The sequence below is a fragment of the Flavobacterium marginilacus genome, from assembly GCF_026870155.1.
Classification (GTDB): domain Bacteria; phylum Bacteroidota; class Bacteroidia; order Flavobacteriales; family Flavobacteriaceae; genus Flavobacterium; species Flavobacterium marginilacus.
On record NZ_CP113975.1, the window covers coordinates 863,392 to 878,494 of the forward strand.

The 15,103-nt window shown below is 34.4% G+C and carries 10 protein-coding genes; 8 read left to right on the forward strand and 2 right to left on the reverse strand.

Features of this window, described 5'->3' with window-relative positions:
* Nucleotides 1-51: 51 nt before the first annotated feature.
* Nucleotides 52-6,540, reverse strand: a complete 6,489-nt coding sequence (locus OZP07_RS03675; RefSeq protein WP_281637335.1) for an alpha-2-macroglobulin family protein — start codon at nt 6,538-6,540, stop codon at nt 52-54.
* 166 nt (nt 6,541-6,706) lie between these two features.
* Between OZP07_RS03675 and OZP07_RS03680 the strand changes: the two genes are divergently transcribed.
* The 8 genes from OZP07_RS03680 (at nt 6,707) to OZP07_RS03715 (ending at nt 13,458) form a co-directional block, all read left to right on the forward strand.
* Nucleotides 6,707-7,288, forward strand: a complete 582-nt coding sequence (locus OZP07_RS03680; protein WP_281637336.1) for a YdeI/OmpD-associated family protein — start codon at nt 6,707-6,709, stop codon at nt 7,286-7,288.
* Nucleotides 7,289-7,332: 44 nt separating this feature from the next.
* On the forward strand, nt 7,333-7,908 hold the full coding sequence (locus tag OZP07_RS03685) for a Crp/Fnr family transcriptional regulator (protein WP_281637337.1): 576 nt from the start codon (nt 7,333-7,335) through the stop codon (nt 7,906-7,908).
* A 67-nt stretch (nt 7,909-7,975) separates the two neighbouring features.
* On the forward strand, nt 7,976-8,416 hold the full coding sequence (locus OZP07_RS03690; protein ID WP_194639861.1) for a carboxymuconolactone decarboxylase family protein: 441 nt from the start codon (nt 7,976-7,978) through the stop codon (nt 8,414-8,416).
* Nucleotides 8,417-8,571: 155 nt separating this feature from the next.
* Nucleotides 8,572-9,264, forward strand: coding sequence for a tetratricopeptide repeat protein (locus OZP07_RS03695; protein ID WP_281637338.1), 693 nt, complete (start codon nt 8,572-8,574; stop codon nt 9,262-9,264).
* A gap of 41 nt (nt 9,265-9,305) precedes the next feature.
* A complete protein-coding gene (locus OZP07_RS03700; RefSeq protein ID WP_281637339.1) occupies nt 9,306-10,661 on the forward strand; it encodes a UDP-N-acetylmuramate--L-alanine ligase in 1,356 nt (451 codons plus the stop codon).
* Between the two features lie 350 nt (nt 10,662-11,011).
* Nucleotides 11,012-11,704 (forward strand): RadC family protein, encoded by a 693-nt coding sequence (gene radC / locus OZP07_RS03705; RefSeq protein WP_281637340.1) that lies wholly within the window; start codon nt 11,012-11,014, stop codon nt 11,702-11,704.
* Between the two features lie 290 nt (nt 11,705-11,994).
* Nucleotides 11,995-12,684: a YjjG family noncanonical pyrimidine nucleotidase gene (locus OZP07_RS03710; protein WP_281637341.1), complete on the forward strand. Its 690-nt coding sequence runs from the start codon at nt 11,995-11,997 to the stop codon at nt 12,682-12,684.
* Nucleotides 12,685-12,687: 3 nt separating this feature from the next.
* Nucleotides 12,688-13,458 (forward strand): hypothetical protein, encoded by a 771-nt coding sequence (locus tag OZP07_RS03715; RefSeq protein ID WP_281637342.1) that lies wholly within the window; start codon nt 12,688-12,690, stop codon nt 13,456-13,458.
* Between the two features lie 104 nt (nt 13,459-13,562).
* Here OZP07_RS03715 and OZP07_RS03720 read toward each other — a convergent pair whose 3' ends face one another.
* Nucleotides 13,563-14,840 (reverse strand): replication-associated recombination protein A, encoded by a 1,278-nt coding sequence (locus tag OZP07_RS03720; protein ID WP_281637343.1) that lies wholly within the window; start codon nt 14,838-14,840, stop codon nt 13,563-13,565.
* Nucleotides 14,841-15,103: the final 263 nt, after the last annotated feature.

A 15,103-nucleotide genomic window follows, 5' to 3' on the forward strand; every position in this document is an offset into this window, starting at 1 on the left:
TCCATCTCGTTAAATTTAACGAGACGGATTTTTAATTGAATGAAGAATTTTCTAATTTTTTACATTCACCCGAATTCCTTTAGTATGACTCGTATATTCAGGAGCATACATACTATCAATCGTTGAAATTCCATTGGAGAAATTTCCTGTGTTATTTACCCGAATATCATATTCTAAAATATATGTTCCTTTGTTTATCTGGTCAAAAAAGAAATGAGTTGCAACATCTTTGGTGCTTCTGTAAAAGCCCAAACCGCCTTTGTATTCATAGCCCGAAAGCACATCAACAGGCTCAAAACAGGAAGCTCGCATATCTTTCAAGTGAACAAATTCCATATCCTCTTTGGCAGAAATTATTAATCGGACAGTAACTAAATCACCAATTTTCAATTTATTCTTGGCTGTTATTTTTTGCAGTTCAGAACCTTTGTCTGTGTTTTTCTTGATATATAATTCTTTGGCAACCGATAAATTAGTTCCCGAATTGTTTTTGATTTTATCCAAATCTTCAAAATACTGCCAATACAAACCTCCAAAACCTGGAACTGTTGATTTGTTTTGAATAGAAACTGAAGCCATTTCTTTTTTGATTTCATTCGCTTTCCAACTCAGTTTGATATAACCAGTTTCGGCTTCTTTTTCGTTTCCAGCTAGTTTTTTGGTCAGGATTTTTTCATCTCCAATTTTGATAAAGGTGTTGTCTTTTACACTCAGCCAGTCGGTTCCCTGCATTAATAACGCATAGACAGCCTCGGTGGTGGATTTTGTGGTGGGCCAGTTTTTGGTCTGTTTGTTTTTTAATAACCAAACTTTCATCGCATCGACAGATTTCGTGTCGTTATCCACTTCGGCGAAAGCTTCAATCAGCAGAGCCTGCGTTTCAATTGGCGCCTGATACCAATACCAGCCTGGCTTATTTGCAATCCAGTACATTCCCCAATCTTCATTGTTCGAAGCGGTTTCTTTTAAGCTTTCGATGATTTTTTTGGCAGATGATGTTTCGCCAAAACGATTCAGTACCAAAGCCGTCATTCCTTTTTCATACAAAGAATAGTTTAGCCAATCTTTTTTAGCTGTTTCTAAATACAGTTTTGTTGCTTTCTTCAAAGTATCGTTTAATGGATAATCTTTTAAATAAAAACTGCGGGTGTATAAATAATGCAGATCAGAATATGGGTTTATCCAAATCAATTTATCTGTTTTCTTTAAGTTTTTGGTTCTCGTTTTGTGGTATTCCAAAAATTTGCTGTCAATGAACGGAATACCTTTTTCTGAAATTGAATCTATTTTTTCAATGGTTTCATCATTTGAATTTAATTTTGCCAAATGGCCTAACCCCGCCAAAATATGTCTAGTAATGTATTCGTTTTCGTCGCTTCCGTCAAACCATGGAAATCCTCCCGAGGTTTTTTGTTTTTGTTTTAATTTATCAAAAGCTGCCTGTTGCGAAGTTTTCATTTTTTCTAAATCAAAGAGCAGAGCTAGATTTTTCTTTTTTTCGTCTTCGTTTTGAGCGTCGTTTAACCAAGGTGTTTCAGCAAGAATAATCGATTTTAATTCTTCGTTTTCTTCCAGTTTGGAATTTAATTTTCCGTTTTTTCTCCAGGTTTCAAAAAGCTCGGCGATTTTTGGATTACTGGAAATGATCTCCGAAGCCAAAGCATTTGCATAAAAACGGGCAAAAATCTGTTCGGCGCATTCGTGTTCGTATTCCATCAGATAAGGCAGGGACTGAATTGCAAGCCAAGTTGGATTTGAAGTGTATTCCAGTGTAAACTGATGATTTTTTAAAGTACTTGAATTATTGTTTTTTAAATTCTCAAACGTGTATTCTTTCTTCGAATTTCCGCGGACCCAAATCGGTATGCTTTCGGTCACTAGCATATTATTGGTCAAGACAGGCAGAATGTTTTCTTCCCCATCCGAAAAATTGCCGGCTTTTGCCAAAACTTTGTATTGAACACCCTGCAATCCTTCAGGAATATAGATTTTCCAGCTCACTGTTGTATTGCCATAAGCAGGAATTGTGAAGTTTTTTACGGTATTGGTATTGTTCATTTTGGCATCGATGGCCTGCATCGTTGTGGTGTCAAAAAGTTGGAGAACTGCGATTCCGGTTTTGGCTTCATTGGTAACATTCGACACTTTTGTCGTGATTACGATGCTGTCTTTTTCTCTGAAGAACCTTGGAAAGTTTGGCGTTACCATTAAATCTTTTTGAGTAATGGTTGTTTTTTCGAGATAGCCGGAAACCGCATCTTTGTTGTGCGCCAATAAACGGAGTTTCCAAGCTGTCAAAGCTTCGGGAGAGGTGAAATTAAAGCTCACGTTTCCTTTGGAGTCTGTTTTTAAGTTAGGATAAAAGAAAGCGGTTTCCGAGAGATTTTTTCTGGCTTTTACTTGGGTTAAGGCTTCTAGTGCTTTTTTGGTTGTGATAATTATGACGCCGTTTGCTCCTTTTTCTCCATAAATTTTTTTAATATCTTCGTCTTTTAGGACATCAATTGAAATAACTTCTGAAGATTTGAGGTTTTTGATATTATCGGCAATTTCGCCATCAATTACATATAAAGGTTCTTTTCCAGGAGTTGAATTAGCTCCTTTAATTAGAATGTTGGTAAATCTATCCTTGTAGTCATCTTGTATTCCCGCTAAACTATGTACGCTGTTGTCCTCTTCGATTACCTCTCTTGAAGTCACACCGGTTAAGTATGTTTTTTTTTGGATGCCATAATCGACAACAACAGCTTCATATAAGTTATCGCTAGATGCTTTTAATTGTGTCGTGATTGTTTTTGATGTAATTTTCACTTCTTTTGTGGCATAACCAACGTGGATAAATGTAAGTACTTCTCCAATATTAGCTGTTATTTCATAATATCCGTCCAAATCAGTTGTTGCGCTTACTTGTTTTCCTTTTGCAAATACAGTTACACCTGACAGAGGGCCTTCTTTATCAGATACAATCCCCGAAATCATTTTTGAATTCAAAGGTTTTTTTTCTTTTTTTTCTAATTGTTTTAGGTACTCTAGGTATAGTGATGGATTGTAGGCTGAATTAATATCAAAACCAAACCACATTAATGAAGTTGCTTCATTTTGAACATTTAGGGGATATGAATTTTGATTCAAATTTCTTAAAAAAGAATTGGCCGTTTCAAATCCCAAGTTTGTTTTAAAATTGATATAATTGTAATAGCCATAATTGTAATAGTTAGCATTTAAATTATCCCAGTCTTGTTTTGCAAATTGATCCAAGGAACTATCATACATCGAAGCGAGAATTTCGGCTTCTTTTGCGGTGTTTTTGGCTTTCAGCTGAAAACTCCAATTTTCATTACTTCCTGGTTCTATTTTATTTCTGAAACTTTTGACTAAAAATTCCAAATTTAATTCGTCTTTGGATAAATCAATATCGATGTCACTATTGAAATTTTGATTATCAAACAAACACTGAATACCAATTTTTATGGATTTTTCAAATTCTGTTTTAATTGGAACTTTGACTAATAATTCGCCATTTTGTAAAAGATGGTTTTCCTCAAAAAACAGTTTCCTTTGATAATTTCCAGTTACCGAAAGATACAATTCAGGAATTGCCGATGTGATTTTTATCAAGGCAAAGCCATCTTTCAGGGCATTTGTGTTTACTTGTTTAATGGTTAACAGTTGACTCGGATTGAATTTGTCTTTGCTTTGGATGATTTGAAAATCTGCGGAATTTTCAATAAGATTATCGAAAGTGTCCTTAGCAGAAAAGACAACCTTGTAATTCCCAGATTGATAATCAGTGATAAAATCAAGAATTAGTTTTTTATCTTTTTCGGTGTCTATTTTTTTGGAGAAAACCAAAGACCCAAAGTCTTTTTCTGTTAAAGGTTTTTCATTTTCTTCGAAAGGGAATAATCGCTCGAAATCGTCATTACTAATAGTTTCGATTTCGGGTTTTGGGAAAACTCTTTTTTTGAATTTGTTTGAAAAGGCGCGGACAAAATAGATTTTAATTTCGCCTTTGGTAGGCAAAAAATTACCATTGATGTTGGTGCTATTTACACTAATTTGATTATTGCCATCAGTTTCAATTCGTTTAGGAACTTTTGCGCTAAGGACTAAATCATAATATCCAACTTTTGTTATAGATTCAGCAGAATGGGTTTCGCCGTTGACATCTGTAATCTTGACTACGATGCGGTAATAGAAAACGGGAAATTGTTCTTTTATTACATTTGCATTTGGAGTTGCCACAAATTCAATGTTGAATTTGCCTAGACCGTCTGTTTTTGTTTCGCCAGTGGCTATAGTTTCATTTTCATACTTATTATAAAAATTGTTAGGATAATCGGTTTGTCGTGTTATCGAATAACTCACTTTTGAGTCCGAGATGTTGCTTCCGGCAAATGCCTTTGCAATTCCTTTGACTTTTATGGTTTGGTTAACTTGAAAGATTTCTTTTTGGGAATCAAAAATGATTTCAAATTTTGGACGTTTGTATTCTTCGACCCTAAATGAAATTTGAGAATGATTTAAATCACCATAACTCCAAAATGGATGTTCTTCTTTGTTTTTATCATAAATAATGTCTTTTTTGTAGTCATCGGGTTTATGGGCTTCAATGCTGAAATAACCGGTCAATCCATTTTTAGGCAAATCAAATTCTCCTGAAAAAGAACCGAATTCATTGGTCGTGACCACGAAAGATTTGATTTCTTGGTTCCTGTTTTTGACAATGATTTTAAAAGAGGTGTTGGCTATAACTTTTGTTTCATTAAGTATATTTTTCTGAATCGCAATTCCTTTGTAAAATACGTTTTGTCCCGGGCGATAAATTGCTCTGTCCAAATAAAATTGAACTTTATTGTTGGTATTTCTTTTGTCTTTTTCAGTATAGTTTGTGTTCTTTCTTATGTAGTTTCTGTAAAATAGAATTGAATCACCTTCGTGCATTAATTCTAAATTTTCGGATCTATAATCTTCGTTTTTAGTTTTTTCATTGTTATAAATGGCAATACCGTTTTTGTCTGTTTTAATCGAAAATGTTGGTGTTTGCACACTTACATTTTCTATTGGTTTTCCTGTTTTTCTGTCCAACACTTGATAGTATTCGTCGTTTTCTTTTTGCCAAGCCAAAACCGCTAGATTGGAAATCGTAATTGTTTCATAAGCAAAAGCCTTAGCATCGGCATAGGAATCGCTTTCAAAAAAGACGAAATAGTTTCCTGTTTCCAATTGAGGCAAGAGTACCTCAGTACTGTATGAAAAATAATCTTTTTTATTTAGGAGTTGAACATCAATAGTTTTAACAGGCTTGTTTTTTTTGATGATGCTAAATGCAGTAAAGTCATCTTTATTTCGATTTTGAGGAAAAGCAAAAGCTTTGCTCATTTCTTTACTGATTTTGTAGAATGAAATTTGTAGTTTATGAACATTTGCATAATTAATTAGTGCACGGGTATTTTCGTTATTGTAACTGAATTTTTGAAGTTGGACAGCTAGAGTTTTAGAATTGAGTTCCTGTTTTTTTTGGAAAGCTAATTTGTAGGAATTCGAACGATTTTTTATATTAATAATGCTGTCTAGAATCGAAATTGCTTTAATGTTATAATCAGGATGGATTTCTTTTGAGGCTAGACTAGAATAAATTTTAGCTTTTTCAAACTGTATTTTTTGTAAAAGGATTTCGTCCTTGGCTTTTTTTTGTAAAGAATTTAGTATTCTTATCAAATCTTCCTTGGATTTCAAAATATAGGTTTCGCAAAATAGAATGCGCTCCAATTGATTGTCCACTGTTGGAGCATTTGATTCTTGTTTTTGGTATAGTTCAAGGATTTTTTTTAGAGGTTCATTTTTTATAAAATCCAAATTCAATGTTGTAAAACCATCAGAATTGCCAAAGAAAGCATCTTTAAAATTAGTGAAATCATTAGTTCTAATTTCCCATTGATTTATTTTTGACTTGTAGAAAGTGATATATTCTTTTAATAAAAAATTGAAAAGGCTTTCTTTTTTGAAATTTTCTAAAGTAGAAAAGTCAAAAATTGGTTCGTAATCAGTCAAAGGGGTTTTCTTTAAAATCGCATCATTTTCTAAAGTTTTGTCATAAGTAATTTGAATTTGTTTTTCAAAATCGTTCTGGCTCCATATTAGAAAATCATCAGTTAAGGAATCGACTTGCGTTCTAGTTTTTAAATAATACCTATTTTGGTTATAATATTCATTCAAACACTTTGCGTAAATCAAATTATAAATAGCTTTTGATGGAATTGATGCGTTTTTGATTTCTATTTTTAGTTTTTTTATAATTTTTGTTTTTGCACTTTCCTCTAGTTTTTGTAGGTATCTTGATTCATAAAAAAAGCATTTTAAAAGCTGTACTTCGTTTTTTCCCTGATATGCTTTTTTATGAATTTTATCAACAATTTCATTGGCAGTTTTTATTTTGCCTTCATTTTCATTTTTGACAACCTTGTTCCAGTCTTTTTCATATTGCTGGGCAAATAAAGAAGTTGATACAAAAAGAAGTACTAAATAAATATTTTTCATAATCGAATATCAGTAAATAATTTTCGTACAAATTACTGTTTTTTTAGGGTAAAACCAAATGATTATTTTTCAATATCTTTGAGATTCTTAGTTTTTGTTTCCTAAGTAGAAAGTTGAAATTTTCTATCTGACAAAAGCTTTTTTCAGTAATCAATAAATGAATATTATGAATTCAAAAGCTGATTTTTATTTTGCTGATTCCCAAAAATGGCAACGAGAATTGGAACAGTTGCGAGTTATTGCTCTGGACTGCCAGCTTACCGAAGAACTGAAATGGGGCAGTCCCTGCTATACTTTTCAAGGAAATAATATTGTATTAATCCACGAGTTTAAGGAATACTGTGCTTTTTTATTTTTCAAGGGAGTACTGCTAAATGATGCTGCTAATATTTTAGTCCAGCAGTCCAAAAATGTACAATCGGCGCGCCAGATTCGGTTTACTAATGTCGAGCAGATTATTGAACAGCAGGCTATTCTCAAGGCCTATATTTACGAAGCCATCGAAGTCGAAAAAGCGGGTTTGGAAGTAAAATTCAAAACAACTGAAGAGTTCCTTGTGGCCGAAGAATTTAAAATAAAACTCGACGAATCAGCTGAATTAAAAACTGCTTTTGAGGCTCTTACACCAGGAAGGCAAAAGGCTTATTTACTGCATTTTTCGGCTCCAAAACAATCCAAAACCCGTGAATCAAGAGTAGAGAAATGCATTCCCCAAATTCTAAAAGGAAAGGGATTGAACGATTTATAAAGAGATAGAGAATATGAGATTGTATTAATCATTTGAAAAAAATCATGTCTGAAATATTTAAAAAGCATCTGCAGAAATTCATTGAAATAAACGAGGAAGAGTTCTTTGAAATTTCATCTTTTTTTCAAGTGAAAAAGGTTAAGAAAAAAGAAAATTTACTGGAGCAGGGACAGATCTGTAAATTGCATTATTTTGTATTGAACGGCTGTCTGAGGAAGTTTTTTGTCAATGACAAAGGGATTGAACTCACTACCGAATTTGCAATTGAAAATTGGTGGATGACCGACAATTTTGCTTACGAGCGGGGCCTGGCAACTGATTTTTACATTCAGGCGGTAGAAAATTCAGAAATATTAGTGATTGACAGCGAATCGCAGGAAAAGTTATTGGCTGCATTTCCCAAAATGGAACGTTATTTTAGATTTGTCTATCAGCGTGCTTATGCGGCCACGCAGGTGAGACTGAAATATTTATATGATTTTTCCAAAGAAGAGTTTTACCATCATTTACTAAATTCTTATCCTGAATTTGTACAGCGGATTCCGCAATATTTAATTGCTTCTTTTTTAGGTTTTACCCCCGAATATTTGAGCGAAATCAGAAACAAAAAGCGTTCTTAAACTGGTTTAAGTTTTTTTCATTATCTGTTTCCGAATTTTGTCCTGTTAATTTAAAACAAACAAAAAAATGGAAAAGAGAATAGATATCAGCGAAATTGAACCGCAGGCCTATAAAGCGATGTACGCTTTGGAAGGATATTTGGCATCAAGCCAATTGTCTAAAACGCAAAAGGAATTAATAAAAATAAGAGCTTCCCAAATCAATGGCTGTGCGTTTTGTATTGATATGCATACAAAAGATGCACTAAAATATGGCGAAACTGCGCAGCGTATTTTTTTACTGAATGCCTGGCGTGAAACGAATCTGTTTACTGAGGAAGAAAAAGTAATCTTGGCAATTACCGAAGAAATCACCTTGATTCACAATCACGGTCTATCTGACGAAACATATAAAAATGCCGAACAGTTTTTTGATAAAAATACTATTGCCCAGATTATTATGGCTGTTGTGACCATAAATGCATGGAACAGAATTGCTATAAGCACTCAATTGGAGCCTGCAGAATAAAAGTTCTTTACAATTAGTCAAGATAAAAAAGTGTAAAAGTTTTTGCTTTTGCACTTTTTTTATGTCTAAAATTTAGACTAAAAAATGATTGGATTCAATTTCTAATTTTTGGTTAAAAGACTTCTATTCTTTTAGAAATTCTTTATTTTTGGAGGATGAAATTACTGCTGAGTGTCCTTTTGTTATTTCCATTGCTGCTATTGTCCCAATCTTTTGAAAAAGGGGAAAAATTATTCATTGAAAAAAAATACGATCAAGCACAGCCCATTTTTGAAAACTTCCTAAAAAGTAATCCGAACAATCTTAAAACAATAGAATATTTAGGTGACATCGCCGCATACCATAAGTCTTGGGACAAGGCGATTTCTTATTATAAAAAACTTAAAGTTACAAATTCTAAGGAGGCTGATTATTACTTTAAATATGGCGGTGCTTTGGCAATGAAGACTGCAGAAGTCAGTAAATTAAAAGCTTTGGGAATGGTCGGAGAAGTAAGGACTTCATTTGAAAAAGCGATCGAATTGAATCCGAAACATATCGAAGCGCGCTGGGCGCTGATTGAATTGAATCTGCAATTGCCCGGAATAGTTGGAGGAAGTGAGTCCAAAGCTATTAAATATTCATCCGAATTAAGAGAACTCTCGCCAGTTGACGGGTATTTGTCCCGCGGACATATCGAAGAATATTTTAAAAGGTATACTGAAGCCGAAAAGCAATACAAAAGAGCTATTTTGATAGGAGGTTCAAAGGTTTGCTATCAGGCATTGGCCGATTTTTATAAGAATAAAATGAAACAGCCTGATAAAGCCAATACGGTTTGGGAGGAATATAGAAATAAGAAAAAATAGAGTTATCGATTATTTGATAAAAAAAACATAAAGAACACTAAATGAAAACACATTTCATAGCCATAGGCGGAAGCGCAATGCACAACTTGGCATTGGCATTACACAACAAAGGATATCAGGTTACGGGAAGTGACGACGCTATTTTTGAACCTTCAAAATCACGTTTGGAAAAAAAAGGAATTCTGCCTGCTGAGCTGGGCTGGTTTCCCGAGAAAATTACTGCCGATATTGATGCTATAATCCTTGGAATGCACGCCAAAGCAGATAATCCCGAGCTTTTAAAAGCACAGGAATTGGGACTTAAAATTTATTCGTATCCTGAATTTTTATACGAACAGTCCAAAAATAAAACCCGTGTGGTCATTGGCGGTTCTCACGGAAAAACAACGATCACTTCGATGATTCTGCACGTAATGCATTATCACAATATAGAAGTGGATTATATGGTAGGAGCACAATTGGAAGGTTTTGATACGATGGTACATCTTACCGAGGAGAATGATTTTATGGTTCTTGAAGGAGATGAATATCTGTCTTCGCCAATTGACCGTAGACCTAAATTTCATTTGTATCAGCCGAATATTGCCTTGATTTCGGGAATTGCCTGGGATCATATCAATGTGTTTCCAACTTATGATTTTTATGTAGAACAGTTTGAAATTTTTATCGACAAAATCACAAACGGCGGAATTTTAGTTTACAATGAAAATGATTCTGAGGTGAAACGTGTTGCGGAGAAAGCCACAAACCCAATCCGTAAAATTCCTTATACAACACCAAAATACGAAGTTAAAGACGGGGTAACATTGTTAGAAACTCCAGAAGGACCAATGCCTATAGAAGTTTTTGGTGCGCATAATCTAAATAATTTGGCTGGAGCCAAATGGATCTGCCAGAATATGGGTGTTGATGAAGCTGATTTTTATGAAGCGATTGCGAGTTTCAAAGGAGCATCGAAGCGTTTGGAAAAAATCGCTGAAAGCAAAACCAAAGTAGCTTATAAAGATTTTGCCCATTCCCCAAGTAAAGTTGCAGCAACGACAAAAGCCGTAAAAGAACAATATCCAAACCGTACCGTTGTGGCATGTTTAGAACTGCATACTTACAGCAGTCTGAATGCCGAGTTCCTTAAAGAATATGAAGGTGCACTGGAATATGCTGATGTTGCCGTGGTGTTTTACTCTCCTGATGCAGTGAAAATCAAGCAGCTGGAAGAAGTAACCTATGAGCAGATTGCCAAAGCTTTCAATAGAGAAGATCTGATTATTTACACCAATCCGGCAGCTTTCAAAGAATATCTGTTTAATCTGAATCTTGAAAATGCAGCCTTATTATTGATGAGTTCCGGAAATTATGGAGGTTTGAATTTTGATGAAGTAAAAGGATTGATTGCGTAATAAAATCAGCGGTAATGTCACGGCATTCGCAATTAAAAAAAGATAAACACGAATTTCACCAATTAACACTAATTCTTATCAAAATTAAAATCAAATTTTACAACTTTTACAGTTTCGAATATTTTGTGTAATTAAACAGCAATCATAATTCGTGCAAATTAGTGTAATTCGTGTCAGAAACTTTTAAAAGTGTATGCCGTGCGGTAATGTTTGTCATTCGGTAGGAATCTCAAGGCAGTTTTATAAAGATTCCTACGAAATGACATTGTTATGCATAAATACTATCGATTGTCTTATGTTTAAATAAGATTTTGATTACATTTGGAATATTGAAATTTAATCATTGCCAAATGGAACAAAACAGCATTCCAATAACACATTGGGCTGAAGATGACAAGCCCCGCGAAAAATTAATGCTCAAAGGCAAAAGCGTTCTGAGCGATGCCGAATTAATCGCAATTCTTATTGGTTCTGGGAATCGAAACGAATCGGCGGTAGATTTGAGCAAAAGGATTTTGGCCAGTGTCGATCATAATCTAAATACTTTAGGAAAACTATCTATTTCACAATTAATGAATTTTAAAGGCATCGGCGAAGCCAAAGCGATTTCGATAATTTCGGCTATGGAATTGGGCAGGCGGCGGAGAAGCGAAGATGCAGTAGAGCTGACAAAAGTAACTTCAAGCAAGGCAGTTTTTGATGTGATGCATCCGATAATAGGGGAGCTGTCACACGAAGAATTCTGGGTTCTTTTTTTGAATAATTCTAATAAAATACTTTTTAAAAAGCAGTTGAGCAAAGGCGGAATGACTGGAACGATGGTTGATATTCGGATTGTTTTTAAAACTGCTTTTGAGCAAAATGCAACTTCTATAATTTTGGTACACAATCATCCCTCTGGAAAATTACGGGCCAGTGATGCTGATATCTTAATAACAAAAAAAATTAAAACTGCCGGCCAGCAATTAGATATTTCGGTTCTCGATCATTTAATCATTACCGAAAACGGCTATTATAGTTTTGTTGATGAAGGAATATTTTAATTTTTGTAAATCTTCATGGGCTTTGTAATGAAGGTAAATGTATTTTTGGAGAAACGTTAAATATTATTGAAGTCAATATTGTTTGAAATGTTTTTCCTGTACCTTTGGAACGCCTCTTTTCGAGGGTAATTTTATAAAAGAAATAAAGTCTGTATTTTGAAAGGACATTCGCCTGTAATTAAAAATGATTTTAGTTTTTAGGTTAATCTGCATTGTGTTGATTTTGATTAAATTAAAAATAATGAACAGGCTGTTTTTTTTGACAAACATTTTAAAATAATTGCAAATACATGTTATCTTCTAAAATAACCGATATATTCTTTGATTTGGATCATACGCTTTGGGATTTTGATGCCAATTCAGAACTGGCTTTTGAAGCTATTTTAACAAAACAGCATCCAGCAATCGAAATTACCGCTTTTATAGAAAAATATATTCCCATTAACCAGGCCTGCTGGAAATTATATCAGTATGATAAAATTACGCACGCAGAGTTAAGGTATAATCGGCTTAAACATACTTTTGATGCTTTGGAATATTTTGTTTCCGACGCACAGATAGAAAGCATGGCAAATGATTATATTCAGTTACTGCCCGAAAATAACCGCTTGTTTGACGGAACGATAGAAGTACTGGAATATTTAGAAAAAAAGTATAAATTGCATATCATTACCAATGGCTTTGCAGATGTGCAGTATAAAAAAATAAATAATTCGAATATTGCAGGTTTTTTCAAAACCATTACCAATTCAGAAATGGCAGGTGTTAAGAAACCCAATCCGTTTATTTTTGAGTATGCTCTTAATCAGGCTCAAGCCAATAAAGAAAACAGTGTTATGATTGGTGACTGTCTCGAGGCTGATGTACAGGGAGCTTTAAATGCTGGATTGGAAGCTATTTTTTTTAATGATAAAAAAATTAAAGTTGAACAAGATATTAAACAAATAACCCATTTATTAGAACTAAAAAAATATTTATAAGTCATGAAGTCAAAATTTTTATACCTATTACTGCTTGTTTCAAGCTTTGGATTTTCACAATCAATCAATGATTATACAGGAGTGATTATTCCTTTGAAATATGATTTCCTTAAATCTGAAAATCAGTACCGCCTTGCTACATTAACTAAGGTTAATTTAAAAAAAGCTGGTTTCGAAGCTTTTTATGCTAATGAAAATTTTCCGGGCGGGTACAATGACAGATGTAGCTTATTGAATGTAGATGTAATAAGAGATAATGGATTTTTAGTAACGAAGCTTTATGTAGTTTTTAAGGATTGCAGCGGCAAAGAGATTTATAAATCTGAAGTTGGGAAAAGTAAAGAGAAAGAATATGATGTAGCTTATGCTGAAGCATTGAATATGGCTTTTGAGTCTGTATATGCATTGCATTATAAATATGATGGCACGCCGGCTGTTAATAATGGATATACAGGAATGGCTGCAGTTCCGCAGGGAGTACAAGCAGCACCTGCTGGAGTTACTGCAGCAGCAGCGGTGGCAGTAAATGTTCCTAACAGCAGTACCGAACCAGACGGCTCAGTATTATTTGCACAGCCAATAAAAAATGGATATCAATTAGTAGACAGTACGCCAAAAGTCGTTCTGAAAGCTTTTAAAACAACTAATCCATCTATATATATGGCATCTAAAGGGGATATACAAGGAACATTGGTTCTAAAAGATAACCAATGGTACTTTGAATATTATGAGAAAGATACTTTAATGTCTGAAAAAATTAAAGTGAAGTTTTAATTTCAGGAGTAAAGAAAATTTTCCTAATAATATAAAACCTCGGTGGCTCTGTCCGAGGTTTTTTGTTTGTACTAATTATATATCTGATAATTTTGTAGTCTTAATTAATATCCATATTTATCTTTCCAGCGGTTTTTCAGGAATTCACGGGTTGTGTTTTCTCTGGAATTCTGTCCCGGAACATAAATTGGTGTGTTACTCAATGCTTCTGGCAGGAATTCCTGTTCCGCAAAATTGTTGGCATAATCGTGCGAATATTTATAATCCTCACCATATCCCAATTCTTTCATTAATTTGGTAGGAGCATTGCGTAAATGGATTGGTACTGGTAAATCTCCAGTTTGTTTTACTAATTGCTGTGCTGTGCCAATCGCTAAATAAGAAGCATTGCTTTTAGGCGAAGTAGCTAGATAAATAGCGCATTGGCTGAGAATAATCCGGCTTTCTGGATAACCAATAGTTGATACAGCCTGAAAAGCATTATTGGCCATAATAAAAGCGGTTGGATTGGCATTGCCAATATCTTCACTGGATAAAATCAGCATTCTTCGGGCTATGAATTTAACGTCTTCACCACCTTCAATCATCCGTGCCAGCCAATATACAGCTCCGTTAGGATCGCTTCCGCGGATCGATTTTATAAAAGCCGAAACTATGTCATAATGCTGTTCGCCGCTTTTGTCATACAAAACAGTATTTTGCTGAACTAATTCAAAAACGCGGTCATTGGTGATCGTAATTTCGTCTTCGGCGGAGGCGTTTACGACCAGTTCAAAAATATTTAATAGTTTGCGCCCGTCACCGCCAGAAAGACGTAATAAAGCTTCTGTTTCTTGCAGTTGTATGTTTTTTGAGGCTAAATAAGTATCCGTTTTCATTGCTCTTTGCAATAAATGCTCTAAGTCAGCTTTTGTAAATGCGTTCAGAATATAGACTTGACAACGGGATAATAAAGCGGGAATAACCTCAAAACTTGGGTTTTCGGTCGTTGCACCTATTAATGTAATCCATCCTTTTTCAACCGCAGCCAATAAAGAGTCTTGCTGTGATTTACTAAAACGATGAATCTCATCAATAAACAAAATAGGATTTTTAGCAGTGAATAAACCACCGCTTTGTTTTGCTTTTTCAATGACGTCCCGAATATCCTTAACCCCTGAATTAATGGCGCTCAATATATAAAATGGACGGTTAGACTCTTGAGCAATGATTTGTGCCAAAGTTGTTTTTCCAGTTCCAGGAGGGCCCCAAAATATCAAGGATGGAATGATTCCCTTTGCAATCTGTTGTGTCAGCGAGCCATTGGGACCTACCAAATGGGACTGGCTGATGTAGTCTTCAAGTTTTTGTGGGCGTATACGTTCTGCTAATGGTGCTTCCATGCTGTAAAATTAAGCAATTTTTATATTTTTTGGAGCTATTCCAGCTCCGCATTACAAGTCCTCGTCCCGCTGACAAAATTTTTAAGTGTTTGCAAGAGCTTCTTGCTGTCGCTTTGTAAACCCAAAAAATTTAAGTCAGCAGGACTGCGGGCTTTCCATTTCGATCTGGGCTAAGAGATTTGTTTTCGTAAAAGCATTTATTTTATATGACAAAATAACACTAAATTGCTTTTGGACTCATTTTTGATTCGTTTTAAATAGTT